Source organism: Methylobacterium ajmalii (genome assembly GCF_036448855.1).
Taxonomy (GTDB): Bacteria; Pseudomonadota; Alphaproteobacteria; order Rhizobiales; family Beijerinckiaceae; genus Methylobacterium; species Methylobacterium ajmalii.
The window spans coordinates 152,390-177,940 of sequence record NZ_JAZFXT010000063.1 but is presented as its reverse complement, the minus strand read 5'-3'; the positions used below and the strand labels follow the sequence as shown (position 1 = coordinate 177,940).

27 protein-coding genes are annotated in these 25,551 nt (G+C 72.3%); 12 read left to right on the top strand and 15 right to left on the bottom strand.

Features of this window, described 5'->3' with window-relative positions; translation table 11 throughout:
- Positions 1-4: 4 nt before the first annotated feature.
- Complete coding sequence (locus tag V3T34_RS26095; RefSeq protein ID WP_305079160.1) at positions 5-1,267, bottom strand: HlyD family secretion protein; 1,263 nt, start codon at positions 1,265-1,267, stop codon at positions 5-7.
- Positions 1,268-1,557: 290 nt separating this feature from the next.
- Here V3T34_RS26095 and V3T34_RS26090 point away from each other — a divergent pair, with 290 nt between their 5' ends.
- Positions 1,558-2,187 carry an HdeD family acid-resistance protein gene (locus tag V3T34_RS26090; RefSeq protein ID WP_082742853.1) on the top strand — a complete coding sequence of 210 codons (630 nt, stop codon included), beginning with the start codon at positions 1,558-1,560 and terminating at the stop codon, positions 2,185-2,187.
- Between the two features lie 136 nt (positions 2,188-2,323).
- On the opposite strand, the gene V3T34_RS26085 is transcribed toward V3T34_RS26090, so the two are convergent.
- The 8 genes from V3T34_RS26085 to V3T34_RS26050 form a co-directional block, all read right to left on the bottom strand.
- The gene (locus tag V3T34_RS26085) at positions 2,324-4,462 is read right to left on the bottom strand and encodes a S9 family peptidase (protein ID WP_305079161.1); all 2,139 of its coding nucleotides are present in this window, start codon (positions 4,460-4,462) and stop codon (positions 2,324-2,326) included.
- Positions 4,463-4,534: 72 nt separating this feature from the next.
- Positions 4,535-4,963 carry a SufE family protein gene (locus V3T34_RS26080; protein ID WP_305079163.1) on the bottom strand — a complete coding sequence of 143 codons (429 nt, stop codon included), beginning with the start codon at positions 4,961-4,963 and terminating at the stop codon, positions 4,535-4,537.
- Positions 4,964-5,055: 92 nt separating this feature from the next.
- Positions 5,056-6,057 (bottom strand): sensor histidine kinase, encoded by a 1,002-nt coding sequence (locus V3T34_RS26075; RefSeq protein ID WP_305079164.1) that lies wholly within the window; start codon positions 6,055-6,057, stop codon positions 5,056-5,058.
- Positions 6,058-6,159: 102 nt separating this feature from the next.
- Positions 6,160-6,549 (bottom strand): DoxX family protein, encoded by a 390-nt coding sequence (locus V3T34_RS26070; RefSeq protein ID WP_060849681.1) that lies wholly within the window; start codon positions 6,547-6,549, stop codon positions 6,160-6,162.
- Positions 6,550-6,612: 63 nt separating this feature from the next.
- Complete coding sequence (locus tag V3T34_RS26065; protein ID WP_060849680.1) at positions 6,613-7,482, bottom strand: S1 family peptidase; 870 nt, start codon at positions 7,480-7,482, stop codon at positions 6,613-6,615.
- Positions 7,483-7,613: 131 nt separating this feature from the next.
- Positions 7,614-8,369 carry a trypsin-like serine protease gene (locus V3T34_RS26060; RefSeq protein WP_407942775.1) on the bottom strand — a complete coding sequence of 252 codons (756 nt, stop codon included), beginning with the start codon at positions 8,367-8,369 and terminating at the stop codon, positions 7,614-7,616.
- Between the two features lie 480 nt (positions 8,370-8,849).
- A complete protein-coding gene (locus V3T34_RS26055; RefSeq protein WP_305079165.1) occupies positions 8,850-9,467 on the bottom strand; it encodes an HAD family hydrolase in 618 nt (205 codons plus the stop codon).
- Between the two features lie 222 nt (positions 9,468-9,689).
- A complete protein-coding gene (locus V3T34_RS26050) occupies positions 9,690-10,112 on the bottom strand; it encodes a hypothetical protein (protein WP_305079166.1) in 423 nt (140 codons plus the stop codon).
- 269 nt (positions 10,113-10,381) lie between these two features.
- Between V3T34_RS26050 and V3T34_RS26045 the strand changes: the two genes are divergently transcribed.
- The 5 genes from V3T34_RS26045 to V3T34_RS26025 all read left to right on the top strand — a co-directional run bounded on the left by V3T34_RS26045 (position 10,382) and on the right by V3T34_RS26025 (position 15,013).
- Positions 10,382-10,759: a PepSY domain-containing protein gene (locus tag V3T34_RS26045; RefSeq protein WP_091753059.1), complete on the top strand. Its 378-nt coding sequence runs from the start codon at positions 10,382-10,384 to the stop codon at positions 10,757-10,759.
- 35 nt (positions 10,760-10,794) lie between these two features.
- Positions 10,795-11,472 carry a response regulator transcription factor gene (locus tag V3T34_RS26040; protein WP_048431373.1) on the top strand — a complete coding sequence of 226 codons (678 nt, stop codon included), beginning with the start codon at positions 10,795-10,797 and terminating at the stop codon, positions 11,470-11,472.
- Between the two features lie 137 nt (positions 11,473-11,609).
- On the top strand, positions 11,610-12,986 hold the full coding sequence (locus V3T34_RS26035) for a sensor histidine kinase (RefSeq protein WP_060850800.1): 1,377 nt from the start codon (positions 11,610-11,612) through the stop codon (positions 12,984-12,986).
- A 33-nt stretch (positions 12,987-13,019) separates the two neighbouring features.
- A complete protein-coding gene (locus tag V3T34_RS26030; RefSeq protein ID WP_060849676.1) occupies positions 13,020-14,168 on the top strand; it encodes a glycosyltransferase family 61 protein in 1,149 nt (382 codons plus the stop codon).
- Positions 14,169-14,236: 68 nt separating this feature from the next.
- Positions 14,237-15,013, top strand: a complete 777-nt coding sequence (locus tag V3T34_RS26025; protein WP_305079167.1) for an SHOCT domain-containing protein — start codon at positions 14,237-14,239, stop codon at positions 15,011-15,013.
- 21 nt (positions 15,014-15,034) lie between these two features.
- Here the strand turns inward: V3T34_RS26025 and V3T34_RS26020 are convergent, their stop codons facing one another.
- The 4 genes from V3T34_RS26020 to ispH all read right to left on the bottom strand — a co-directional run bounded on the left by V3T34_RS26020 (position 15,035) and on the right by ispH (position 17,927).
- Positions 15,035-15,349 carry a type II toxin-antitoxin system RelE/ParE family toxin gene (locus V3T34_RS26020; RefSeq protein ID WP_305079168.1) on the bottom strand — a complete coding sequence of 105 codons (315 nt, stop codon included), beginning with the start codon at positions 15,347-15,349 and terminating at the stop codon, positions 15,035-15,037.
- The gene (locus tag V3T34_RS26015; RefSeq protein ID WP_091885839.1) at positions 15,346-15,630 is read right to left on the bottom strand and encodes a type II toxin-antitoxin system ParD family antitoxin; all 285 of its coding nucleotides are present in this window, start codon (positions 15,628-15,630) and stop codon (positions 15,346-15,348) included. Before V3T34_RS26015 ends, V3T34_RS26020 begins: the two co-directional genes overlap by 4 nt.
- An 81-nt stretch (positions 15,631-15,711) precedes the next feature.
- Positions 15,712-16,686, bottom strand: coding sequence for a homoserine kinase (locus tag V3T34_RS26010; RefSeq protein ID WP_091885836.1), 975 nt, complete (start codon positions 16,684-16,686; stop codon positions 15,712-15,714).
- A gap of 239 nt (positions 16,687-16,925) precedes the next feature.
- Complete coding sequence (gene ispH / locus V3T34_RS26005; protein ID WP_048433975.1) at positions 16,926-17,927, bottom strand: 4-hydroxy-3-methylbut-2-enyl diphosphate reductase; 1,002 nt, start codon at positions 17,925-17,927, stop codon at positions 16,926-16,928.
- A gap of 245 nt (positions 17,928-18,172) precedes the next feature.
- Here ispH and V3T34_RS26000 point away from each other — a divergent pair, with 245 nt between their 5' ends.
- The gene (locus tag V3T34_RS26000; RefSeq protein WP_060849672.1) at positions 18,173-20,032 is read left to right on the top strand and encodes a monovalent cation:proton antiporter-2 (CPA2) family protein; all 1,860 of its coding nucleotides are present in this window, start codon (positions 18,173-18,175) and stop codon (positions 20,030-20,032) included.
- Positions 20,025-21,416: an MATE family efflux transporter gene (locus V3T34_RS25995; protein WP_305076898.1), complete on the top strand. Its 1,392-nt coding sequence runs from the start codon at positions 20,025-20,027 to the stop codon at positions 21,414-21,416. Before V3T34_RS26000 ends, V3T34_RS25995 begins: the two co-directional genes overlap by 8 nt.
- 95 nt (positions 21,417-21,511) lie before the next feature.
- On the opposite strand, the gene V3T34_RS25990 is transcribed toward V3T34_RS25995, so the two are convergent.
- Positions 21,512-22,441, bottom strand: a complete 930-nt coding sequence (locus V3T34_RS25990; RefSeq protein WP_091885830.1) for a LysR family transcriptional regulator — start codon at positions 22,439-22,441, stop codon at positions 21,512-21,514.
- Between the two features lie 110 nt (positions 22,442-22,551).
- Between V3T34_RS25990 and V3T34_RS25985 the strand changes: the two genes are divergently transcribed.
- From V3T34_RS25985 to V3T34_RS25975, 3 genes are read left to right on the top strand one after another with little or no spacing between them, the layout of a single operon-like run.
- On the top strand, positions 22,552-23,316 hold the full coding sequence (locus tag V3T34_RS25985; protein WP_305076897.1) for a 3-oxoacyl-ACP reductase family protein: 765 nt from the start codon (positions 22,552-22,554) through the stop codon (positions 23,314-23,316).
- Between the two features lie 30 nt (positions 23,317-23,346).
- On the top strand, positions 23,347-23,526 hold the full coding sequence (locus V3T34_RS25980) for an NAD(P)-binding domain-containing protein (protein WP_305076896.1): 180 nt from the start codon (positions 23,347-23,349) through the stop codon (positions 23,524-23,526).
- 47 nt (positions 23,527-23,573) lie between these two features.
- Positions 23,574-23,975: a nuclear transport factor 2 family protein gene (locus tag V3T34_RS25975; protein WP_305076895.1), complete on the top strand. Its 402-nt coding sequence runs from the start codon at positions 23,574-23,576 to the stop codon at positions 23,973-23,975.
- Between the two features lie 107 nt (positions 23,976-24,082).
- Here the strand turns inward: V3T34_RS25975 and V3T34_RS25970 are convergent, their stop codons facing one another.
- Complete coding sequence (locus tag V3T34_RS25970) at positions 24,083-24,409, bottom strand: DUF1127 domain-containing protein (protein WP_305076894.1); 327 nt, start codon at positions 24,407-24,409, stop codon at positions 24,083-24,085.
- 159 nt (positions 24,410-24,568) lie between these two features.
- Between V3T34_RS25970 and V3T34_RS25965 the strand changes: the two genes are divergently transcribed.
- Positions 24,569-25,519 (top strand): LysR substrate-binding domain-containing protein, encoded by a 951-nt coding sequence (locus V3T34_RS25965; protein WP_060849666.1) that lies wholly within the window; start codon positions 24,569-24,571, stop codon positions 25,517-25,519.
- The last annotated feature ends 32 nt before the right edge of the window (positions 25,520-25,551 follow it).

Here is a 25,551-nt window from a genome sequence, read left to right as displayed (position 1 = left end):
CCGGTCAGCGCACCCGCACGGTCGGTACGATCGACATGCCGGGACCGATCGAGACGTCGGTCGGCCAGTTGTCGACCGTGATCTTCACCGGCACGCGCTGCACCACCTTGACGTAGTTGCCGGTGGCGTTCTCGGCCGGCAGCAGGCTGAAGGCGGTGCCCGAGCCGGGCTGCACCGAGGTGACCGTGCCGGTGATCTTGTGGTCGGGATAGGCGTCGATCTCGACATCGACCGGCTGGCCCGGGCGCATGTCGGTGATCTGGGTCTCCTTGAAGTTCGCCGTGACCCAGATGTCGTCGGGCACGAACATGCTCAGCGCCTGTCCGGCCTGCGCGAACTGCCCGACCGCCCCGGTGAGGCGCACCACCCGGCCGCCTTGAGCCGTCGTCACGGTCGTGTAGTCGAGGTTGAGCCGGGCCTGCGCCTCCTGGGCCCGGGCCTGGGCGAGGCTCGCCTCGGCCCCGGCCCGCTGCGCCTGGAGCGATCCGATCTGGCGCTGCGCCACGGTCACCGAGGCGTTGGCGCGGTCGACGTTGGCCTGCTGCTGCTGCAGGTTCGAGGTCGATTGCTGCGATTGCTGCACCGAGCCGGCGCCGCGCTGGGCGAGGTCCTGGTAGCGGGCGGCGTCCTGCTTGGCGAATTGCAGGGCGGCCTTGGCCTGCTCGACCTGGGCCTTGGCCTCCTGGATGCTGCCCTGCTGCGCCTGGATCTGGGCGTCGAAGCCCTGGATCTGGGCCTGCGCCGACTGAACCTGCGCCCGGGCCTGCTGGAGCGCCACCTCGTAGTCGCGCCGGTCGATCTGGAACAGGACCGCGCCGGCCTCGACGTGCTGGTTGTCGGTCACCGGCACGGCGGTGACGTAGCCGGCGACCTTGGGCGAGACCGCGAACTGGCGCGCATCGACAAAGGCGTCGTCGGTGCTCTCGAAGGGGTGGATCGCGACGAGCCAGTACCAGTAGCCGCCGGCCGCCGCGAGGAGGAGCAGCACCGCGCCGAGGACGAACCAGAGCGGGTGGCGCCGGATCAGGCTCGGCTTCTTGCCCTCGCCCTGCTCGCCGTCTTTGCCGTCGGCCGTCTCGCCGTCGGCTTTCCCGGCGGCCTCGTCGTCGCCTTGCTGCTCGTCTTCCCGCTCTTCCTGGGGGACGTGCTCGCGCAGCGCGCGGGTGTTCGCGCGCAGGGCCGCGGTGTTCTCGTCGCGCGCGTCCCGGTGCGCCGCCTCGTCGTCCCGTCCCGCCGGAACCCGCGCCCGCGCCTGATCGTCCAGCATGTCGTGAATTCCGCGCGGCGGCCGGACGCCCGACCGGATCCGCAAGGTGCCCGCCTCGCTGGACAGACGCCCGGATGCACGGGCCGGTTCCGCAGCGCGGCAAAAAAGCCCTCGCCGTCCCGGGATGAAACGCAGAGGCGGCCCGTGCCTACCTCTCACCGGTCGCATCCCGGGAACGGCCACGCTCGCTCGACGTTGAATCGTCAAAATCCGGCCGCCGCTGCTCGGCACCGGCCCGCATCCTCCTGAGGGATACTCGGATGAGTACTGGTACGCCGATTCCCAATACCATGCCGGGCGGCCCGTCCTCCTACGGCGCAGGCCCCGATCCGCTGGCGCGCCTGAGCGCGATGAGCGCGGCGCTCGCCCGCAACTGGTGGCTGATCGCGCTGCGGGGCGCCTTCGCGATCCTGTTCGGGATCGTCGCCCTGATCGCCCCGGGCGCGACGCTGCTCACCCTGGTGATCCTGTTCTCGGCCTACATGCTGGTCGACGGCATCGCCGAGATCGTCGCCGCGGTGCGGGCGGCCGAGCGGCACGAGCGCTGGGGCTACCTCCTGGCCGCCGGCCTCCTCAACATCGTGGTCGGCGTGCTGGCCTTCCTGATGCCGGGCAGCACCCTCGTCGCCTTCATCTACCTCATCGCCGCCTGGGCCCTGGTGACCGGCGGCCTGATGATCGCCGCCGCCTTCCGGCTCCACCTCGATCACGGCCGCTGGTTCCTGGCGATCGGCGGCGCGCTGTCGGTGCTGTTCGCGATCGTGCTGATCGCCAGCCCGGTCCTGTCCCTCCTCGTCCTGACCTACTGGATGGGCGGCTACGCCATCGCCTTCGGAGTGTTCATGCTGATCCTGGCCTTCCGGCTGAGGAGCCGGTTCATCGGGACGGGCACGCCGGGCGGACCCGTTCGGGCGGGGTGACGCATCGCCCGAACCCGAGGCGCGGGCTTCCTCCCCTCCCCGCCGGCGGAGAGGTGAGGAAGCCCGCGCTTTCTCTTTTTACAGGCAAGCCCAACCCTCCCGCCCGGGGAGGGTTTCTCCGTTCGGGTGCCGGAACTCAGACGGCAGCCCCCGCCCCCGCCGCCGCCAGCGCGAAGGCGTAGATCAGCGCCACCTCCTCCAGCCGGTCGAAGCGGCCCGCGGCGCCGCCGTGGCCGGCCTCCATGTTGGTGCGCAGGAGCACCGGGCCGCCCCCCGTCATCGTGGCGCGCAGGCGCGCGGCCCATTTCGCCGGCTCCCAGTAGGTCACCCGCGGATCGGTGAGGCCGCCGAGCGCCAGGATCGCCGGATAGGCCTTGGCCGCCACGTTGTCGTAGGGCGAGTAGGACAGGATCGTCTCGAAGGCCTGGAGGTCGGCGCCCGGGTTGCCCCATTCGGGCCATTCCGGCGGGGTCAGCGGCAAGTCGCCGTCGAGCATGGTGTTGAGCACATCGACGAACGGCACGTCGGCGACGATGCCGGCAAACAGCTCCGGCGCGAGGTTGGCCACCGCCCCCATCAGCATGCCGCCGGCGCTGCCGCCATGCGCCACGATGCGGCCGGGCCCGGTGTAGCGCGCCTCGATCAGCGCACGGGCGCAGGCGACGAAGTCCGTGAAGGTGTTGGGCTTCTTCTCGCGCTTGCCGTCGAGGTACCAGCGCCAGCCCTTCTCGGTGCCGCCGCGGACATGCGCGATGGCGTAGACGAAGCCGCGATCGACCAGCGAGAGCGGGTTGGTGCGGAAGGCCGCCGACATCAGCGAGCCGTAGGAGCCGTAGCCGTAGAGCAGCAGCGGCGCGGTCCCGTCGAGCGGGGTGTCGCGTCGGTGCAGCAGCGAGACCGGCACCTGCTCGCCGTCCGGCGCGGTCGCGAACAGGCGGCGCGTGACGTAGGCCGCCGGATCGTGGCCGCTCGGCACGTCCTGGCGCTTGCGTAATGCGCGCTCGCGGGTCGTCGCGTGGTAGTCGTAGGTCTCCGCCGGCGTCGTCATCGACGAGTAGGTGAAGCGGATGAGGTCGGTGTCGAAGGCGTGGCCCGGCGACAGGCCGAGAGAGTAGGCCTCCTCGGCAAACGCCACGGTATGCTCGGCGCCGCTCTCCGCGTCGCGCACGATCAGGCGCGGCCGGGCATTCTCGAGTTCGAGCCGCACGAGGTGGCGGGCCAGCACGTGCTGGAAGCGGATCATCACCCCGGCGCGGTGCGGGATCAGGTCGCGCCAGTTGGCCTTCGCCGGGGTGTCGAGCGGCGCCACCGCGATCTTGAAGTCCTCGGCGCCGTCGGCGTTGGTGAGCACGAACAATTCGTCGCCGCGATGCTCGACCGAGTAGATCAGCTTGTGCTCGCGCTTCGCCACGACCCGCAAGGGGGCGAAGGGCGTGGCACGCTCGGCGAGGTGGACCTCCGCGGTCTCGTGGTCGTTGGCCGTCACCACCAGGTAGGTGCCGGACTGGGTCTCGCCGATGCCGACGAAGAAGCCCGGATCGCTCTCCTCGTAGACCGTCTCGTCGTCGCCCTGCGGCGTGCCGAGGCGGTGCAGCCGCACGGTCGCGGGGCGGTGGTTCTCGTCGACCGCGACGTACCAGAAGGCACGGCCGTCGCCGCTCCACACCACGTCGCCGGTGGTGGCGAGCACCCGGTCCTCCAGGTCGCGGCCCGTCGCGAGGTCGCGGACCCGGATGGTGTAGAGCTCGGAGCCCTTGGTGTCGGCGCTCCAGGCGACCAGCCGGTGGTCGTCGGAATGGTTGGCATCCTCCAGGCTGAAGAAGGCGTGCCCCTCCCCTTCCCGGTCGCCGTCGATCAGGATCTCCTCGCCCTCGCCCCCGAGGTCGCCGACGAGGCCGGGGGCCACCGCGGCGGCCGGGCGGCGGCAGACCAGCGGGTGCTGCCCGCCCTCGCGGTAGCGGGTGTAGTAGGCGAAGGGACCGTCGAGGTCCGGCACGCTGCCGTCGTCCTCGCGGATGCGCCCGCGCATCTCGGCGACCAGCGTCTCGCGCAGGGCCGTGGTGCCGGAAAGCGCGGCGTCCGCGTAGGCGTTCTCGGCGACGAGCAGGTCCCGGATCTCCGCCGGCAGGGCGGAGGGGTCCTTGAGCACGTCCTTCCAGTTCTCCGCCTTGAGCCAGGCATAGGGGTCGGTCACCGCGCGGCCGTGGACCGTGACGGTGACGGGCCGGACGGGCGCCGCCGGTGCGGCGGCGGGCGGGCTCAGGCGAAGGGTCATGCGGCTCCCCGGGAAGTGGCGTCTGGCACGGATGTGCCGTCCCGGGGGCGCCGCCGCAAGGGCGCGCGGCGCTTACGCCGCCGCCGCCGCTCCTTGAGCGTCCGCCCGGATGCGGTCCATCATCGCCCGGGCGCCGTTCGAGCGCTGCGCCGTCAGGTGCTCGGACAGGCCGAGCGTCTGGAACAGGCCGAGGGCGTCGGCCCGGGCGGCGTCCGCGGCGGTGCGGCCGTCGAAGAACGCGATCAGGACGGCGACCACGCCCTTGGTGATGTGGGCGTCGCTGTCGCCGAGGAAGTGCAGCCGCGGCTCGGGACCGGAGCGGTCGACATGCGTCTCGAGCCAGACCTGGCTGACGCAGCCGCGCACCCGGTTGGCCTCGCTATGGGCCTCGTCCGGCAGGGGCGGCAGCTTGCGGCCGAGTTCCATCAGGTACTGGTGGCGGTCGTCCCACTCGTCCAGGAACTCGAAATTGGAGACGATCTCGTCGATGGGCGGCAGCATGGGACCTGACGGCGTGCTGGGAAAGGGAACACCCGGGATATAGGCGGGCGGGAGCCCGCCCGCCACCGGGGGGCCTTCCGCAGGGTGCGCGTTCAGCCCGGCAGCGTCAGGTCGAGCGGGGATTCCAGGGTGCCCCCGCCCGAGACCGCGATCCCGGCCTGGCCGGCATAGGCCGCGATCAGCCGGGGCCCGAGCCGCGGCACGCCGTCGGGCGGCGCGCCGGCGACCCCGCCGGACGCGATGCGCACCCGCACCGGCTCGGTGGCCGGGCCTGCCGGCACCTCGACCCGGGTGACGCAGGCCGTGCCCTCCCCGGTGCCGTCGAGGCATTCGGCGACGATCTCGGCCAGGATCATCCCCAGCGCGTTGACGATGCGCGGCTCGAGCAGGACCGTGCGGCTCGCCTCGACCGTGACGGCGATCCGCCCGGCCCGGCGCAGCTGCCCCAGGCCTTCGGCGAGGCGGGTCAAGTAGTCGGCGAGGTCGACGCTGGCGATCTGCGGCGCCTCGTGCAGGTGCTGCTGGACGAGCGCGATCGCCCGCACCCGCTGGCTCAGCGCCTCGAAGGCCGGGCGGCAGGGCGCCGGCGCAGCGCGGCCGTAAAGTCCGATCAGGCTGACAGTGACCTGCAGGTTGTTGCGCACCCGGTGATAAACCTCGGCGAGCAGGGCCTCCTGCTCGGAGAGCGCCCGGGCGGCATGCTCCTCGGATTCCTTGCGCTCCGTGATGTCGAAGCAGGAGCCGGCGAAGCCCGTGAAGGTCTCGCCCTCGTGCAGCGGGTAGGCGTGGCCGTGCACCCACCGGAAGGCGCCGTCGTGGCGGCGCAGGCGGTACTCGGCGCTGTGGGGCGTCCGCCGCGCATAGGCCTCCGCCAGGGCGGCCTCGTGGCCGGCCCGGTCCTCGGGATGCAGCCCGTCCTTCCAGCCCTGGCCGAGCTCGTCCTGCGCCGCGCGGCCGCGGAAGGCCATCCAGGCCGGGTTGACGTAGATGAGGCGTGCCTGCCGGTCGGCGCGCCAGATCATCAGCCCGGCCCCCTCGGCGAAGGTGCGGAAGGCCGCGTCCGCCCCGTCCGACGTCGTTGTCTGCGCGGCCATGGTTCCACCCGTATCCTGACGCCGATCACTCCTTCAGGGCCGGTCAACGTGCCGGACCCGGCGCCGTTCCGGCGCAAGCGGTCAGGACGAAAATACGAAGGATCAGCGCCGGTTGAGGGCGAAGCGGCCGGGGCCGGCGGCGGCGATCATCAGGAGGCCGCCGATGATCGAGAGATTCTTCATCGCCTGGATCTGGTTCGTCCGGAAGGCGTCGCCGGTCATCGACCAGAAATTGTGGAAGAACACGATCGTCGTCAGGGTGAAGACCGCGAGCAGCACCGAGGCGGCGCGGGCGTAGAAGCCTAGAGCGATCAGGAGGCCGAGGCCCAGCTCGGCCGCGATGGTGAGGTAGGCCAGCACCTGCGGGTAGGGCAGGCCCTTGCCCGAGACCGCCGCCACGACGCCGGCCGGGTTCATCAGCTTCTGGGCGCCGGAGACGCAGAACAGCACGACGACGAGAATGCGGGCGACACTGAACACGGCTTGGCTCATCGGGAACTCCGGGGTCTGACGGAGCCCGTTGGAGGACCTGGCCGCCAAACAGTCAAGCTGTCGTCAGCGGCCCCCGGTCCAGTCGGCCGGATGGGGCCGGCTCCCGGCCGGCATCGCCTCGCCGGGCTCGAAGCGGGCGAGCTCGGCGGCCCGCGCGTTGATCCATCCGGCATGCTGGCCGACCGGGGTCACGGCGGTGAAGCCGCCGCAGGCGGTGCGGACCCGGCCCTGCTGGGCGGCGCCGCTCGACCAGCTCACCACGCCGACGAGCTGGTAGCCGCCCGGACCGCCGCGCAGGATCGGCCCGCCGGAATCGCCCAGGCACGCGCCGGCGCCGGCGGTCTCGGCGAGGGTGGTGCGGTCGGCCACCACCGTCACGGTGTTGGCGACCTGCAACTCGCCGAGCGACACGAGGCGGGCCTGGCGCAGCACCCGGGCGGAGCCGCGGCGGTTCTCCGCCACCACGCCGTAGCCGGCGATGGCGACCGTGTCGCCCTGCGCGATGTCGCCGGCGGAGCGCGCGTCGAGGGGACGGAAGTCGGGGCCGAGCCGCTCGCCGATCTTGAGGATGGCGAGGTCGGTGCCGGGCTGGGTCTCGGGGGTGGTGCCGGGCACGAAATCCGGGTGCATCGAGGCGGCGACCGCCCGCAGGCGGCGCTGGCGGAAGTTGCGGTCGACGGCCACGACCCAGTAGCCGGCCTTGCGCATCACGCAATGGGCGGCCGTCAGCACGAGGTCGGGGGCGATGAGCGAGCCCGAGCACATCTCGCCGGTGGTGCTCTCGATCCGCACCACCGAGCCGCGCAGGCCGTCGGGATCGCGGGTCACCTCGCCCCGGACCACGGCGCCGGCGGCCCCGCTCCACAGGCCGAGGGGCGCGGCCACCGCGAGGGCGGCCAGGGCGGGACGGAGGCGGGACGGGAGAGCGCGCATGGGACCCAACCTACGAGCGCGCGGCCACGCTCGACAAGGGAAGTCTCGCGCACCGGGTGCGGTTCCGCACCGGCACGGCGGCGCAGCGTGAACGAAACCGCGAGCGGGGCCGGGCGAAGGCCGTCACGACCTCATTCCCAGCGCGCCGGGGTGCCCCAGGCGGCGGTCGTGCGGTCGATCCAGGCCCGCTGCGGCCCGACCAGCACGCCCTGCGAGACGCCGCCGCAGGGCGCCTTGCCGGCGCCGCTCGCCCAGGTCGTCACCGCGAGCACGCCGCCGCCCGCCCCGGCGACCGGCCCGCCCGAATCGCCCTCGCAGGCGCCCGACGCCGTCGCTCCCTTGAGCCAGACCAGGATCCGGCTCGGGCCGTAGGGCTCGACCACCGGCAGGGTCGCGGTCCGGAAGGTGCCGGTGCTGCGGTGGTCGCCGGGCCGCGCCACGCCGTAGCCGCCGAGCGTCAGCGGCGTGCCGGCGGCCGCCGGCGCCTCGGCGAGGACGGCGGGGACGAAGCGGGCCGGCAGCGCCGTCTCGGTGCGCAGGAGCGCGAGATCGATCGAGCGCCGCCGCCCGGCGATGGCGCCGGCGTCGTAGCCCGGATGCACCGCCCGGGCGGCGACCCCGAGCAGCACCGGCGCCCCAGCCTCGTCGCGAAAGTGCACCCGGTGCTCGACCCCGGGCGCGGCGCAATGCGCGGCGGTGAGCACCACGTCGCGGGCGAGCACGATGCCGGTGCAGACCCCGCCGCGCGACGACAGCACCATCACGCTGGAACGCGCCAGCGCCGCGTCGGGCGCGTCGAGCCCACCGACCACCGCCCGGGCGGGGGTGGCGAGGGAGAGGAGCGGGACGATGAGGACGGTGAGGAGCGGGAAGGCTGGGCGGATCACGTCGCTCTCGGAGGCAGCGGGCCGGAAGGCCCCTGCCCTGCCCGATGCGGCGCGGGAGGTCCAGAGAATGATCTTCGAGATCGGTTCTCGATCCCAATCACCTTCTCACTCCGAGGCGTCGAACGGGATGGAAACCCGCACTCGATTTGAAAACCTCCTGAGATCCTGTTCGACTTGCGACGACACGATCGCGAGGGGATTTTCCATCCTACACTCCACCTCATCCTGAGGTGCTGGCGATCATAGATCGCGGGCGATCGAAGATCGCCGAGCTTCGAAGGAGGGATCCAGCGATCTCGGAGATTTCTGAAGCCCTCCTTCGAGGCTCACTGCGTTCGCACCTCAGGATGAGGTTGCTGGTGGGATAGAGTATGTCGATCGGTCAAACAGGCTCCGAAAGCACCATCCGCAAGTCCCGAATGGATATCGCCGATCCGCGCCGGCCTGCCCGGACGCGCGGGTCACGACACCGCCGGCCCCCTACGTCTCCAGGCCCCGCGCCACAAGATCCCGGCGAAACGCCTCGACCGACATGAAGTGGTGCGCGTGGAGCCCGGCCGCGCGGGCGCCCGCGACGTTCTCGGCGAGGTCGTCCACGAACAGCGCGGCGGACGGCGCGACCGCGAGGCCGGCCAGGCAGCGCTCGAAGCACGCCGGGTCGGGCTTGGCCGCGCCGAACGACGCCGAGGCGAAGATCCGCTCGCCGAAGAGCGGCCGGAGCTCGGGGCAGATGACGTCGACGTGGTCGGTCAGGAGTTCCGGGTTGTTGGTCAGGACGGCGATGCCCGTCGCGGCGCGCAGCCGCGCGGCGAGCGCCAGCATCGGGCCGTTCGGCGCGACCGCGGCGCGGCGCGCATCGACCCACTCCGCCAGGGAGACGGGACGCCCGATCCGCTCGCCGAAGGCCTGGAGATAGGCCTCCCGCCCGAGCGCCCCGCGATCGCCCGCCGCCTCCAGGCCACTGTCCCAGACCGCCGTCCGGATGACCTCCGGGGCGATGCCGGTGATCTCCGACAGGCGCTCGGCGCGCCGGCGGCGGCTGTAGTGGTAGAGGACGTCGTCGAGGTCGAACAGGACGAGGTCGATGCGGCCTTCCATGCCGAGGGTCTCCCTGCAGCCTGCGATCGGGGCGGACGGCCGCGCCGTCGCGCATCCGCATCGGTAGCGGGTTCGGACCGCCACACCGGTCCGCGGGGCCGGCTAGAGCATTTTCCGACGAAGTGGATGCCGGTTCGTCGAAGAAAATGCGGCAGAATCAGAAACCTGGAGCGATTCGCGATTGCAGCGCGATCGTGAAGCGCTCCAGGCCCGGGCAAGCCCTCAGGGGTCCGTCATGGCAACCGACGCCGGAACCAGCCGCGGCGGGGCGGCAACGGCGTCCGGCGGTGCCAGTGCCACGGAGGGCGGCACCGGGCCGAGGCAGCCGGTGCAGACCGAGGCGATCGCCCGGTTGGCCCGGGCGGTGATGCGCGCCTCGAACGCCTCCCGGGCCGCGGCGGCGCGGGCGACCGCCGCCTGGCGCTCGGCCTCGCGGGCGGCCTCGGCCGTCTCGTCGCCCGAGCCGTCGACCGGCGCTTCGTCCCGGGGGCGGATGCGCAGCAGCAGCGGCGCGCCCGCCTCGGTCACGGCCGCCGGCTCGGCGACCGGACGCTCGGGCGCCGCATCCTGCGCGGCCGCCGGGGCGGCGAAGGCCGCGCCGACGAGGAGCCGGGCGGCGAGGAACGGGACGGCGGCGGGACGCATCGAATCTCCCCGGGTGACGGCCTGCAGGGTCGGACGGCGCGGTGAACGCTGCCTTAACCATAACGGCCGCGCCCGCTTCCGGGTTCACCCGGGTTCACCGCGGCTCGCGGGCCCCGGCGGCTCCCTCGTGCGCGATTCGGACGACGGCCCAGAGCCCGAACGGGCCTTTCGGGTTGACCCGGAGAGGCGGCCGGTCCGGGGCTCCCGCGAGACCCCCGGCCCGGCCGCATTCAGGGTGCATTCAGTGCCCGACGCCGATGGTCCCCGTCATGCGCCAGCTCGCCCTCCTCCTGCTCCCCGCCCTCGCCGGCCTCGCCGGCGCCTCGGGCTGGCTCGCGGCCGCGGAGGAGCGGGACGAGACCGCGACCGGAGCGGTGCCGGCCCGGCCGGTCAAGGCCGTGGAGACGACCCAGACCTGCCTCTCCTCAGGCGACCTGCGCGAGGCGGTGGCGGAGAAGCGGGTGGTCGAGCCGGTGGCGGCGATCCGGGCGGCGCGGGCCGCCGTGCCGCGGGCCGACATCGTGCGGGCCAATCTCTGCCGGCGGGACGAGGCGCTGGTCTACATGCTGACGGCCTTGCGCAAGGACGGGCAGTTCGTGCACGTGATGGTGGATGCCCGGTCCGGGAAAGTGGCCGGGCAGTGGTGATCCCGGGTTTGTCTCGAGCGTGAGAGGGTCGGATCGTGCGTCTGCTCGTGGTCGAGGATGACCGGGACCTCAACCGCCAGGTCGTGAGCGCCCTGGAGGAGGCGGGCTACGCCGTCGACAAGGCGTTCGACGGCGAGGAGGGTGCCTTCCTGGGCGAGACCGAGCCCTACGACTGCATCATCCTCGACATGGGCCTGCCGAAGGCCGACGGCGTCTCGGTGCTGTCGGGCTGGCGCCGGGCGCAGATCAAGACGCCGGTCATCATCCTGACCGCCCGCGACCGCTGGAGCGACAAGGTCAACGGCTTCGATGCCGGGGCCGACGACTACGTCACCAAGCCCTTCCACATGGAGGAACTGCTGGCCCGGGTGCGGGCGCTGCTGCGCCGCACCGCCGGCCACGCCACGAGCCAGATCGGCGTCGGTCCGGTGGTGCTCGACACCCGCTCGGGCCGCGTCTTCGTCGACGGCAGCCCGGTCAAGCTCACCTCGCACGAGTACCGGCTGCTCTCCTACCTGATGCACCATACCGGCCGGGTGGTCTCCCGCGCCGAACTGACCGAGCACCTCTACGACCAGGATTTCGACCGCGATTCGAACACCATCGAGGTCTTCGTCGGGCGCCTGCGCAAGAAGCTCGCGGTCGACCTGATCCAGACGGTGCGCGGCCTCGGCTACCTGATCGACGCGGGCACCGGCGGAAAGCAGCCGTGACCGGCCCCGGCCGGGCCGCGGCCGAGGCGCCGAGATCGACCGGCACGGCCGAGACGGGCCTCGCCGGCGCGCCCGCCACGGGCTCGTCCGCCCCGCGAGCCTGGCCGTTCGGCTGGCGGCCGTGGCGCAAGCGCTCGATCGCGGTACGCCTCGCGGTCTCGGCGCTGCTGTCGAGCGCGCTGATCCTGCTGATCGCCGGCCTGATCCTCTCGACCCTCTACCGCGAGACCACCGAGCGCGCCTTCGACAGCCGGCTCCTCGTCTACGCCAACGATCTGGCCACCAACCTCGTCTCGCCCTCCGATTCCGAGGCGCGGGGCTTCGGCTCCCTCGGCGACCCGCGCTTCGACCTGCCGCTGTCGGGCTGGTACTGGCAGGTCGGCCGGCCGAACGCCCGGCCGCGGGACCTGCGCACCTCGCGCTCGCTCGTCGGCGTGCCGCTCCAGCCGCCCGACGACGCGGTCGGCGAGGCCGGGGCCGGGCAGCTGCGCAAGGGCTACGGCAAGGCGCAGGACGACCGGCCCCTGCGCATCATCGAGCGCACCGTCGATCTCGGCGAGGAGGGCCGCTACCTCGTGCGCGTCGCCGGCCCGTCCGACGAGATCGCCGCCGACATGCGGCGCTTCACGCTGGCCCTCACCACCACCTTCGCGCTGCTCGGCCTGTCGCTCGGCCTCACCACCCTCTTGCAGATCCGCTTCGGCCTCGCGCCGCTGATCAAGCTCCGGGCGGCGCTCGGCGCCATCCGCCGCGGCGAGGCCGACCGGATCTCGGGCGAGTACCCGCGGGACATCGCGCCGCTCGCCGGCGAGGTGAATCTCCTGCTGGAGACCAACCGGGAGATCCTGGAGCGTGCCCGCACCCAGGTCGGCAACCTGGCGCACGCGCTGAAGACCCCCTTGAGCATCATCGTCAACGAGGCCTCGGCGGGGGACGCCAACAGCGAGCTCGCCGTGAAGGTCCGCGAGCAGGCCGCGGTGATGCGCGACCAGGTGAACTACCACCTCGACCGGGCCCGCGCGGCGGCGCTCGCCGGCGCGCTCGGCACCTTCACGGACGTCGAACCGGTGGTGGCGGCTTTGGTGCGCACCTTCGGCAAGATCTTCTACGACAAGGACCTGACCTTCGAGACCAGCGTGACCCCGGGCCTGCGCTTCCGCGGCGAGCGCCAGGACTTCGAGGAGATGATCGGCAACCTCGTCGACAACGCCGCCAAGTGGGCCCATGCCCGCGTCTCGATCCGCGCCGAGGTGATCGGCCAGGGCGAGTACCCCCATCTCATCGTCACGGTGGAGGATGACGGGCCCGGCCTGCCGCCCGAGGCCCGGGTGGCGGTGCTGGAGCGCGGCCGGCGCCTCGACGAGACCAAGCCCGGCTCGGGGCTCGGACTGTCCATCGTCTCCGACCTCGCCGCCCTGTATCGCGGGCGCCTGCGCCTCGACGCGGCCGCACTCGGCGGCTTAAGGGCAGTGATCGAGGTGCCGGGGGATGCGAGCCCGGCGGCGCAGGCCTGACGGCCCGCGGATGACGGGACACCCCAGGGCAGCATGATTCTGCAGCGGAGCGAAGCGGTCTACGGCCATGCCGAGGTGCGCCAGGGCCGGCCGGCCCTGCGCCTGGTCGAGGATGCGCGCTACCTCGTGCGCACCCCGGGCTGCGACAGGATCCCGGTGATCTTCGACGCCGACGGCCGGATGGTGGCCGAATCCCTCGACCACCACAGCAGCGAGCGCACCCCGACCTGGCAGGCGACCGAGTGGCCGGCCGACCAGGGCCCGGTGACCGAGGAGGCGCCCGCCGGCCCGCACCTCTATGTCGGGGCGATCCACCCGCATTACGGCCACTTCGTCATCAACACCCTGGCCCGGCTCTGGCCGCTCCTCGACCATCCCGAGGGGACGTTGCGCCCGACGTTGCTCTGCCACGGGCCGGGGCTCGGGGCGAACTGGGGCGCCACCCCGTTCATTCCCGAGATCCTCGGCCGGCTGGGCTTGAACGTGATGGACCTCGCCTCGTTCGGGCACCCGGTGCGGATCCCCACCCTGCTGGTGCCCCAGGCGGCCCTGCAGCAGGACGACTACGCCTTCCCGGTGCTGGCCGACCTCTGCGGGCGGATCGGGCGCGGCTACTACGCGCCCGAGGAGGTCGATGCCGACCCCCAGCCGGTCTACCTGTCGAAGACCCGGCTGACCGCGGGCGTGCGGCGCTTTTCCAACGAGTCGGCGGTGACGGCGATCCTGGAGCGCGAGGGGGTGCGGATCGTCCATCCCGAGCTCCTGAGCTTTCCCGAGCAGGTGCGCCTGTTCGCCCGGCACCGGGTGGTGCTCGGGGCCAACGGCTCGGCCTTCCACACCCTGCTCTTCGCCCCCCCGGGCCGGCGGGTGATCGTGCTCTCCGACCGGCTCAAGCTCGGCGGGACCTACCGGCTGATCGACCTCATCACCCGCACGCGAGCGCATTACTACTACCCGGTCGGGACGAGCAGCCACGCCGGCGACGGCTTCACGGTGAACTTCACCCTGCCGGAGCCCGAGACGGTGGCCGCCGAGTTGCTCGACAAGATCGCCCGTATCGACACCCTGCGGGAGGACGACATGCGCACCGACCCGGGCGCCTGGCACCTCTCGCCGACGATCCCGCCCCTGCCGCCGCGGCGCGGCGGCCTGCTCACCCGGCTCCTGCCGGGACTCGGCTGACGCCGGATCGCCATTCCCCGCGGGCAGGGACTGCGCTATGTCCGGGCGCCCCCCGGAGCGAATGACCGATGCCCGACCTCGACGCGATCGCCGCCCGCCACGGCGTCGGCCCGGATGCCGTCCGCCACCTCCTCGACGCGCTCGCCCGCGGCCACGGCCGGATGGCGCAGTTCGACCATCCCGATCTCGGCGGTATGGGCCAGTGGAGCGCCGGCGGCATGACGATGATCGGCGACATGTTCAATACCGGCCTCAAGGCCCGGGTCGTGGCGCTCTGCGACGAGCTGGCCCCGCTCGCCGCCGCGATGCCCGGGGAGAACCGGGGATCGAGCCAGAGCCAGGGCTTCGGCTCGGGAGGCTCCTGGAGCGGGTCATCGGTCGGCGGCTCTTGGGGCGGCGGCTCCTGGTGGCCGGACGGCCTCGGCCAGCCGGCGACCTCCGGGTCGCAGAACGACGCGCGCTACGCGTTCTTCCCGCAGGCCCGCCGCCTCGCGATCGAATCCGGCGGCCGGGTAACGCTCTACGACACCGGCGACCACCGGATCGGCGGCGTCTCGCAGCAGCAGGGTTCGTCCCATTCCCTGGCCTTCACCAGCCAGTTCGGTCCGGTGCGGCTGGAGGAGCTGCCGGTGGTCGGTGCGCCCGGTCCGGCCGAGACCTCCGCTTCCCCGCCGATGCCCGTGCCGGAGACCGCCCCGGAGGCCGTCTCGCCGGCCTCCCCGGCCGCTGCGTCGGGTGGCGACGTGTTCGGGATGATCGAGCGCCTGTCGGAGCTGCACCGCCGCGGCGTGCTGACCGAGGCCGAGTTCGCCGCGAAGAAGACGGAGCTGCTGGCGCGACTGTAAGAACCTCAGGTCGGCCGGATCCTACGGCACATCATCCGTGTCGAAAGCCGCCTGGACGTTGCGGCCGGCATAGAGGATCCGGTCGATCACCACGTGGTCGCCCATGAGATGGAACGCGATCGTGACGCGGCGCTCGAACCCCGTCACCCGCAATCCCGGGCGAAGATCGTCTCGTCTGCGTCCGCGCTCCGGAAAGGTCGCGAACCCCTCGCAATGCGCCAGGATCCGGTCGACATAGCCGAGGGCGCGCGTCGCCCCGGACTGCTCGGAGATATGGTCGTAGATTCTCTGAAGATCGCCTTCGGCCTCCGGTGAGACGACGATCGTCAGGCTCACCGATCGGCATCCCGCAGGCGGGCGGCATGGCGCGTCTGGAGCCCGGCGCGCACGTCGTCGACGGATCGCCCGCGGCCGGGATCGCTCGTCATCGCGTCGTAGGTCTTCACGACCTCGTCGCGCAGCCAGGTTTCAACGGCGGCGTCGCGCTCCTGCAACGCTCTCAAGCCGGCTCGCACCACTTCGCTGCCGCTCGCGTAGGTGCCGGATGCGACCAGGGTATCGATGTAGTGCGACTGCGCGTCGGGCAGGCTGAAGGTCCGCTTGGTCGTGGCAGACATGATCGCAGCTCCCGGGATACGGTCGACATCATCGGTATGATTCTTTCATACCGATGATGTCGAGGGAAGAGCCGCTTGCCCTCACCCCGCCACCGGGCTCCACCCATATTCCTCCGCCGCCGCGACCTTGCGGTGGAAGGCGAGCCTGCGGTCGTATTCGAGCGGGTCCTTCGGCTTCACCAGGGCGCCGGGGGGCACGTTGAGCCAGTCGACGAGGCGGGTCAGCATGAAGCGCAAGGCCGCGCCGCGGGCGAGCAGCGGCAGGGCCGCGACCTCGCGCGGTTCGAGCGGGCGCACGGCCTGGTAGGCGGCGATCATCGCCTGGCCCTTGGTGCGGTTGAACGCGTAGTCGGCCTCGAAGCACCAGGCGTTGAGGCAGATCGCCAAGTCGTACGCGAAGGAATCGGTGCACGCGAAGTAGAAGTCGATCAGGCCCGAGACGTCGTCGCCGAGGAAGAAGACGTTGTCGGTGAAGAGGTCGGCGTGGATGACGCCGCCGGGCAGGTCCTGCGGCCAGGAGCCTTCGAGGAGCGCCAGATCCGCGCGGGTGCGGGCGGCGAGCCCCGGGGCGACCCGATCGGCCTGCGCCTCCGCCGCCTCGAAGAGCGGGCGCCAGCCCGCCACCGAGAGGGCGTTCGGCCGCTGCATCGGGAAATCGGCTCCGGCGGCGTGCAGGCCGGCGAGCGCCGCGCCCAGCGCCCGGCAATGCTTGACCCCCGGCCGGCGCACCGAGACGCCCTCCAGGAACGACACGATCACCGCGGGCCGGCCGCAGAGGCGCCCGAGGGTGGCACCGTCCCGGGTGCGGATCGGTTGCGGGCAGGCGAGGCCGCGGGCGGCGAGGTGCTGCATCAGGCCGAGGAAGAACGGCAGGTCGTCCTCCCTCACCCGCTTCTCGTAGAGGGTGAGGATGTAGGAGCCGGTGGTGGTGTGCAGGATGAAGTTGGTGTTCTCCACCCCCTCGGCGATGCCCTTGTAGGACAGAAGGTCGCCGATCTCGTAGGCGGCAAGGAAGGCGGCCAGCGCCTCGTCCGGAACCTCGGTGTAGACCGCCACGGCCGTTCTGCTTTGCTCGAAGAAGTGAGATGGAGACGCAGCGTTGGGTGCCGCTACCGGAACCTGAAAAGGTTGGCTCCTTCCCCTCCCCCTTATGGGGAGGGGCTAGGGGTGGGGGTGGTGCAGGAGGCACCGCAGCGCTCCATCCGGCACCACCCCCACGCAGGATCTTCGATCCCCATGACCCCTCCCCACAAGGGGGAGGGGAGGCGCCTCACCTTGCAATCAGTCGTGTGACGCTACTCCGCCGCCTCGCTGCGCAGCTCGCGCGGCAGCGGGAAGACCATGTCCTCGGTCGTGGTCGAGACGGTGTCGACCGTGACCTCGTAGCGGGTCGCGAAGGCGTCGATGATCTCTTCCACCAGCACCTCGGGGGCCGAGGCGCCGGCGGTCAGGCCGAGGCGGCGGATGTCGGAGAAGGCCTCCCAGTCCAGGTCCTCGGCGCGGTTGACGAGCCGGGTGATCGGGCAGCCGACCCGCTCGGCGACCTCGCGCAGGCGCTGCGAGTTCGAGGAGTTCGAAGAGCCGACGACGATCAGCGCGTCGACGAGGGGGGCCACCTGCTTCACCGCCTCCTGGCGGTTGGTGGTGGCGTAGCAGATGTCGTCCTTGTGCGGGCCGACGATCTTGGGGAACTTCTGCTTCAACGCCTCGACGATGTGGTGGGTGTCGTCGACCGAGAGGGTGGTCTGGGTCACCCAGGCGAGGTTGTCGCGGCTCTCGGGCTCCAGCGCCTCGATCTGCTCGATATCCTCCACCAGGGTGATCGAGCCCTTGGGCAGCTGGCCCATGGTGCCGACGACCTCCGGATGGCCGGAATGGCCGACCAGCAGCACGTGACGGCCGCGCTTGTGGTGGATCTCGGCCTCGCGGTGGACCTTGGTCACCAGCGGGCAGGTCGCGTCGATGGTGGTCAGCCCGCGGGAGTTCGCGTTCTGCGGCACGGTCTTGGCCACGCCGTGGGCGGAGAAGATCACCGGGGCCTTGCCGTCCGGCACCTCGTCGAGCTCGGCGACGAAGACCGCGCCTTTGCGCTTCAGGCTCTCGACCACGTACTTGTTGTGCACGATCTCGTGCCGCACGTAGACGGGCGGCCCGTAGAGGGCCAGCGCCCGCTCGACGACGTCGATGGCCCGCACCACGCCGGCGCAGAACCCGCGCGGGGCGCAGAGGAGGATCTCGAGGGGCGGCTTCGCGGGCGCGGCGGCACCGGCGTCGGTCTGGTTCACGGAGGCGCTCATGATCCGGGATGTGGCGAGGCGGGGCGGCCCCTGTCAACCTCTTGTGCCACGCATTCGCGCAGATCCCTAGCGCGCGCCCGCGACACCCGGCCCGCAACGTCACCCGCGGCAGGCGCCTCGGGCGGGAAGGGACCGAGGACACGGCCGCATCGCCGCGCCCGCGCCGAACCGGGTTCGCCCGCGGGCCCCGTTCGGGTTAAGGGAGGGAGCCTAAGCCGACCTCGAACCCCGGAGACCCCCGCGCGATGGCGACCGCCGCCGACCACGCCAGCTTCCTGCCGCCGGTCCTCACCTTCCTGTCCGCCGCGGTGATCGGCGTGCCGATCTTCCGCCTGCTCGGGCAGAGCGCGGTGCTGGGCTACCTCGTGGCCGGCGTCGTCATCGGCCCCTCGGGCCTGTCGCTGATCACCGAGCCGGAGACCGCCCGCAGCGTCTCGGAACTCGGGGTGGTGCTGCTCCTGTTCATCGTCGGGCTGGAGCTCGAGATCTCGCGGCTGATCTCGCTGCGGCGCGATATCCTGGGCCTCGGCACGCTCCAGCTCGGGCTCTGCGCCCTGGCGCTCGGGGGCTTGGGCTTCCTCACCGGCCTGTCGGCGGGGGCCGCGACCGTGATCGGCATCGCGCTCGCCCTCTCGGCGACCGCGGTGGCGCTGCAGCTCCTGGAGGAACGGCGCGACCTCGCCTCGCCCTACGGCCAGCGCGCCTTCGCGGTGCTGCTGTTCCAGGACCTCTCGATCGTCGGCATCCTGGCCTTCCTGCCGCTGATCGCCCAGACCGGCCCGTCGGGCGGCGGCGAGGCCTGGATCGGCACCGCCCTGCAATCGGCCGGGACGGCGGTGGCGGCGGTGATCGGGGTGGTGCTGGTCGGCCGCTACGGCCTCAACCCGTTCTTCCGGCTCTTGGCCGCCAGCGGCGCCCGCGAGGTGATGACGGCGGCCGCCCTCCTCGTGGTGCTCGGCACCGCGCTCCTGATGGAGGAGGTCGGGCTGTCGATGGCGATGGGGGCGTTCCTCGCCGGGCTGCTGCTCGCCGAATCGAACTTCCGCCACCAGCTCGAGGCCGACATCGAGCCGTTCCGCGGCATGCTGCTCGGCCTGTTCTTCATGAGCGTCGGCATGTCGATCGACCTCACCCTGGTGATGCAGAACTGGCTCGGCCTGTTCCTCGCCACGCTGGGGGCGATCCTGATCAAGGTCGCGCTGGTCGCCGGGCTCTTCCGTCTGTTCGGCTCGTCCTGGCTCGACGGCCTGCGCGGTGCCGCCGTGCTGGCGCCGGCGGGCGAGTTCGCCTTCGTGCTCCTGCCGGTGGGCCAGGAGCTCGGCCTCGTCGACGGGCCGTCCGGGCGGCTCGCCATCGCGCTCGCGGCGATCACCATGCTGATCGGGCCGATCGGCGCCAAGGTCCTCGACGGGGTGCTGTCGCGGCGTGCCACCGCGCCGCTCGAACCCGAGCACGAGGTGATCGAGGATGCCGAGGCCCGCGTCCTGGTGATCGGCTTCGGCCGCTTCGGCCACATCCTCAACCAGGTGCTGCTGGCCCAAGGACTCAGCGTCACGGTGATCGACAAGGACGTCGAGCAGATCCGCAGCGCCGCCCGCTTCGGCTTCCGGGTCTATTACGGCGACGGCACCCGCCTCGACGTGCTGCGCTCGTCCGGCGCCGGCAAGGCCGAGGTGGTGTGCATCTGCATCGACGACCCGGAGGCCACCCTCAAGATCGTCGACCTCGTCCACGCCGAGTTCCCGGCGGCGCGCACCTACGTGCGGGTGTTCGACCGCGTGCAGGCGATCGAGGCGATGGGCCGCGACGTCGACTACCAGATCCGCGAGACCTTCGAATCGGCCCTCGCCTTCGGGCGCGCCACCCTGGAGGCGCTCGGCCTCTCGGCCGAGGAGGCGGCCCGCACCGTCGACGACGTGCGCAAGCGCGACCTCGCCCGGCTGGTGCTGCAGCAGGCCGGCGATCCCCTCGACCGGGCCGACCCGCTGCGCAGCCTGGTGCGGATCAAGCCCGAGCCCCTGACCGCGCCGCTCCACGCCTCGCACGGCCTCAACCCGGAGACCGAGGACATCATCGCCCGCGAGCGGGCCGGCGCCGATGGGTGATCCCCGCCCGCCCGGGACCGACGCCGCGCCCGCCCGCTTCGTCACCGGCTCGACGCTGCGCCACGTCGTCGTGATGGCGGCGACGGGCTCGGTCGGCCTGATGGCGATCTTCGTCGTCGACCTCCTGTCGCTGCTCTACATCGCGCGTCTGGGCGATCCGGTACTGACCGCGGCGGTGGGGTTCGCCACCATCGTCCAGATCTTCGCGGTCTCGATCAACATCGGGATGATGATCGCGGTCGGCGCCCTGGTCTCGCGGGCGCTCGGCGCCGGCGAGGTCGAGCGGGCGCGCCGGCTCGCCGCCTCCGCCCTGGTGCTGGCGGTCGTCGCCGCGGGATTGGTGACCGGGCTGCTGCTGCCGTTCCTCGCGCCCCTCCTCCGGCTGATCGGCGCGGGCCCCGAGACCGTGCCGGCGGCCCGGACCTTCCTGTGGATCGCCCTGCCCTCGAGCCTCGCGATGGCGCTCGGCATGGGGTTCTCCGGCGTGCTGCGGGCGATCGGCGACGCGCGGCGCGGCATGAACGTGACGCTCGCCGGCGCCGCGGTGACGGCCGTCCTCGATCCGCTGCTGATCTTCGGCCTGAACCTCGGGGTCGAGGGGGCGGCGATCACCGTCGTGGTCGCCCGCCTCGCCTTCGCCTGGGTGGGGTATTCCGGAGCGGTCGGCGTCCACCGGATGGTGGCGCGCCCGCGCCTCGCGGAGGTGCTCTCCGACGCCGGGCCGATCCTGCGCGTCGCGCTGCCGACCGTGCTCACCAACCTCGCCCCGCCGGTGGCGAGCGCCTTCCTCGCCCACGTCATGGCGGGGTTCGGCACCGCGACGGTCGCCGGCAACGCGGTGGTCGACCGGCTGGTGCCGGTGGCCTTCGGCGGCCTGTTCGCGCTGTCGGGCGCGGTCGGCCCGATCCTTGGCCAGAACTGGGGCGCCGGCCGCTTCGACCGGATGCGCGCGACCCTGCGCGACGCCGCCCTGGTGACCGGCCTCTACGTCGCGGTGGTCTGGCTCGCCCTGCTGCTCGCCCGCGCACCGCTGACCGCCCTGTTCGGGCTCGACGGCGCCGCCGCCGACCTGCTGGCCTTCTTCTGCCTCGCGGGCGGGGCGATCTGGTTCTTCAACGGGCTCCTCTTCCTCGGCAACGCCTCGTTCAACAACCTCGGCTTCCCGCTGACGGCGAGCGCCCTCAACTGGGGCCGGGCGACGCTCGGCACCATGCCGACGGCGTGGCTCGGGGCGCATCTCGCCGGGCCGGAAGGGGCGCTGGCCGGGACCGGGATCGGCTCGGCGCTGTTCGGGGTGGTGGGATTGGCGCTGGCGTTCCGGACGGTGGGGGTGCTGGAGCGGCGGGATGGGGCGAATGGGGAGGCGCAGGCTCCACGGGCCTGAGCGACGCCGGCCTCCGCATCGCGACGCGATGGCGCATCAATCGCCGAGCGATCAATCGCGGATCCTATGAAACCCCGATTCGAATCGCACCGGGGCTACCCCGCGCTGCCGGCGAAGCGCTCGGCCATGCGATGCTTCCTGAACGCATCGGTGACCCAGTCGACGAAGGCGCGGGTCTTGGCGGGCAGCAGGGTGCGCGAGGCGTAGTAGAGCGAGATCGCACCCGCATCGGCATACCAGCGCGGGACGAGGCGGACGAGATCGCCCCGGTCCAGGGCCGGGAGCGCGTCCGGGACGGCGAGGAGCGCGACGCCGAGCCCCAGGACCGCCGCCTCGCGCATCGCGCTGGGATCGTTGACGACGACGGTCTCCCGCAGCGGCGCCATCATCGTGCGGCCTGCGTCGTCGCGCATGGTCCAGTGGCGGATGCGGCCGGTCCGCAAGGAGCGCATCACGATGCCGTCGAGAGCCTGGAGCCCGGCCGGGTCGGCCGGCAGCACCCGGTCCCGCAGGTAGATGGGCGCGGCGACCGCGACGATGTGAGCCGGGGCCAGGGTCCGGGCGACGACGCCGGGCGCCAGATCGAACCCGCCGCCGATGGCGACATCGTACCCCTCCGCCACGAGATCGATCGGCCGGTTCTCGAAGTGCCATTCGGGCTTGATGCGCGGGTAGCGGGCGAGCAGGCCCGGAAGCAGGGGTAGGACATGCATCGTCCCGAAGGTCGGCGGCAGGCTGACCTTGAGCGTGCCGGCCGCCTCCCCGCCCTCGACGGAGACGCTGGCGAGGGCGGCCTGGAGACCGTCGAGCTTGTCGGCGATGCCGAGGCGGAGGATCTCGCCCGCTTCGGTCAGGGTCAGCCGGCGCGTCGACCGGTGGAAGAGCCGCACCCCGAGGTGGCGCTCCAGCATCGCCACGTTGCGGCTGATCGCGGCCGGCGTCAGCGACAGCCGCCGGGCGGCTTCCGAGAAGCTGCCATGCTCGGCGCTGCGCATGAAGGCTTCCAGGTTGGCGAGGGATTCCACAGCGGCACCTTCAACGGATCGTTGAAGGCATAACAACCCGTCGGCGGCTAATCCAGGACGAGGGGACGGGCCATTCTTCCCGCCATCGAACCTGCGATGGAGCGACGACCGTGATCCAAGCCTCCCATTCCCAAGCCGGCAAGCTCGCCGGCAAGACCGCCCTCGTGACCGGCGGCTCCCGCTCCATCGGTGCCGCCGTCGCCCGGCGGCTGGCGGCCGAGGGCGCCGCGGTGGCGCTGACCTACAGCGCCTCGCCAGGACGGGCGGCGCAGGTGGTGGCGGAGATCGAGGCCGCCGGGGGCACGGCCCTGGCGATCGAGGCCGATGGCGGCGATCCCGCTGCCGTCCGGGCGGCCGTTGCCCGGACGGTCGAGTCCCTCGGCGGCCTCGACATCCTGGTCAACAACGCCGGAATCGCCCTCAACGCCCCGATCGAGGAGGTGCGGTTTACCGATTACGAGCGGATGCTCGCGGTCAACGTGACGGGCGTGTTCGTCGCCACCCAGGAAGCGGTGCGCCACATGAAGGCGGGTGGCCGGATCATCCACATCGGTTCGTCAATGACGCGGTACGCCGCCTTCCCGACGGCCTCGGTCTACACGCTGACCAAGGGCGCGGTATCGGGCTTCAACCGCAGCCTGGCGCGCGATCTCGGCCCGAAGGGGATCACCGTCAACACCGTGCATCCCGGCCCGACCGATACCGACATGAACCCGGCCGACGGGCCGGTCGCGGCCCTCGTCGGCCCCGGCATGGCGATCGGCCGCTACGGACGGCCGGACGAGGTCGCCAGCGTCGTCGCCTTCCTGGCGAGCCCCGAGGCAGCCTTCGTGACCGGCGCGGACATCGTCGCCGATGGCGGCCTCACCGCCTGACCCGGGCCCATCCCGGGAAGGATCGAGATCATGCCCACTCCCGGCATCATCGGCGCGGGCCGGATCAGCCGCGCCGTCGCCTCCGCACTCGCCCGGCGCGGCATCACGGCCATGCTTGCGAGCCGCCGCAGCCCGGACAGCCTGCGGGAAACCGTCGTCGCCCTCGATCCAAGCATCGCGGCACGCCGCTGCCGGCCCTCGACCTCGTGACGCGCGACTGAACGCGCGGTTCATTCGCCATCGAAGGATGCATCACCATGTCAGACACCGATCCGGCCACCAGCGGCACACCGGAGCCCGATTTCGACGGCGTGCTCCGGGCCAACCTGGAGCGCGTCTTCAACGAGCGTGACGCCGGGCGACGGGCGACCGCCCTGGCCGAGCTCTTCGTCGACGAGCCGGTCATGTACGAGCCCGCCGGCGTCGTGGAGGGCCGCGACGCGATCGCTGCGGTCGCCGGAGCCCTGCTGGAGCGGTTCGGCCCGAGCTTCCGCTTCGTGCCGACCGGCCGGGCCGTCGGTCATCATGGCCTGGGCTCGCTGTCCTGGCAGGCCGGCCCCGAGGGCGAGCCGGTCACCGTGACCGGGGCCGACGTGGCCGAGATCGTGGAGGGCCGGATCGCCCGCCTGTGGGTACTCCTCAACCCGCCGGTCGACTGAGGTCGCCCCCGATCGTCGCGCGATCCGGACAGGGTTGGCCCCTCTCCCGGCCTCGAGAGAGGAGCATGGCGCGCCGTCGGCCGGGCGATTCGGTCAGCGCAGGCGCCTCAATGCCCCCTCCCCTCCACCGCCTGCCCGTCCCGGGCGGCGACGCGCAGGCTCACGGGCGGCGGCGGGAGCTGGCGCCGGGTGCGACGTCGATGCACCAGGGGCACGGTCGGATCCTGCATGAACGGCAGGTCGAGGGCGCCCATCACGTCGTTGCGGGTCAGCCCGATGTCTTTCAGGCCGCGGTCGTCGAGTTCGGCGAGGCGGTAGGCGGCGCGGCGGTTGATCCACAGGACGACGATCCGCGCCACGATCTGCGCGGCCTTGCGGCCGTAGCCGGGCGCCAGCGCGAGAACACCGAAGAGGGGGGCAAAGCTGATCGTCATCGTGGTCTCCGGCGGGAGCTGTCGGCGAACCTCGTCATGCGCCGGCCATCGCTCTTCCGCTGCGTCCGTCATAGCGCCGCTTGGTCGATGCGTTGAGCGAATGCTTGAGATGTGTCACATCACGGGAATTGATGCAGGAACCGACGACGGAGCCGCCCGGTGCATCCCCTCGACATCGACCAGCTCCGCAGCCTCGTGGCGATCGCCGAGAGCGGCTCGTTCACCCGCGCGGCCGAGGCCGTGCACAAGACGCAATCCGCGGTCTCGATGCAGATGAAGCGGCTCGAGGAGCGGATCGGGCGCGAGATCTTCGTCAAGGCCGGGCGCGGCGTGCGCCTGACCGAGGACGGCGAGCGCCTGCTCGACTACGCGCGCCGCATCGTGCGGCTGCAGACCGAGTGCCTGGCGACCTTCGACGAGGGCGACCTGCCCGGCCGAGTGCGGCTCGGCCTGCCGGACGACTACGCCGACCGCTACCTGCCGGAGATCCTCGGCCGCTTCGCCCGGGCCCATCCGCGGGCCGAGGTCACGGTGGTGTGCGAGCCCTCCGACATGCTGGCCGAGCGGATCGCCGACGGCGACATCGACCTCGCCATCGTCACCGAGGCCAAGACGGGAAGCAAGACGGGAGGCAGGGCGGGGAGCGCGGCGCGAGGCGCCGGTCGGAGGGGCGTCGAGACGATCCGCACCGAGGCGCTGCTCTGGGTCACGTCGAGCCGCCACGCGGTGCACCGGGAGGAGCCGGTGCCCCTCGCCCTCGGGCGGCCGGCCTGCAACTGGCGGCTCGCCGCCATCGAGGCGCTGGAGCGCGGCGGGCGCCAGAGCCGGATCCTGTTCGTGAGCTGGAACTCCACCGCGGTCGGCGCCGCGGTGCTGGCGGGGCTCGCCGTCTCGGTCCTGCCGGAGAGCGCGCTGCGCTCCGGCATGCGGGTGCTCGGCCCGCAGGACGGCTTCGCGCCCCTGCCCGCCTGTCGGATCGGCCTGATGCGCCATCGGGCGGGCGAGCCGAACCCGCTCGCCGACATCCTGGCCGGGCACATCCGGCAATCGCTGGACAACCTCGCTCTCGACGGCCTCGCGCCCGACGCACCGGGGCTGGCGGCGGAGTGAACGCCGCGCGCCCTACTGGAGCGCGGCGAGGA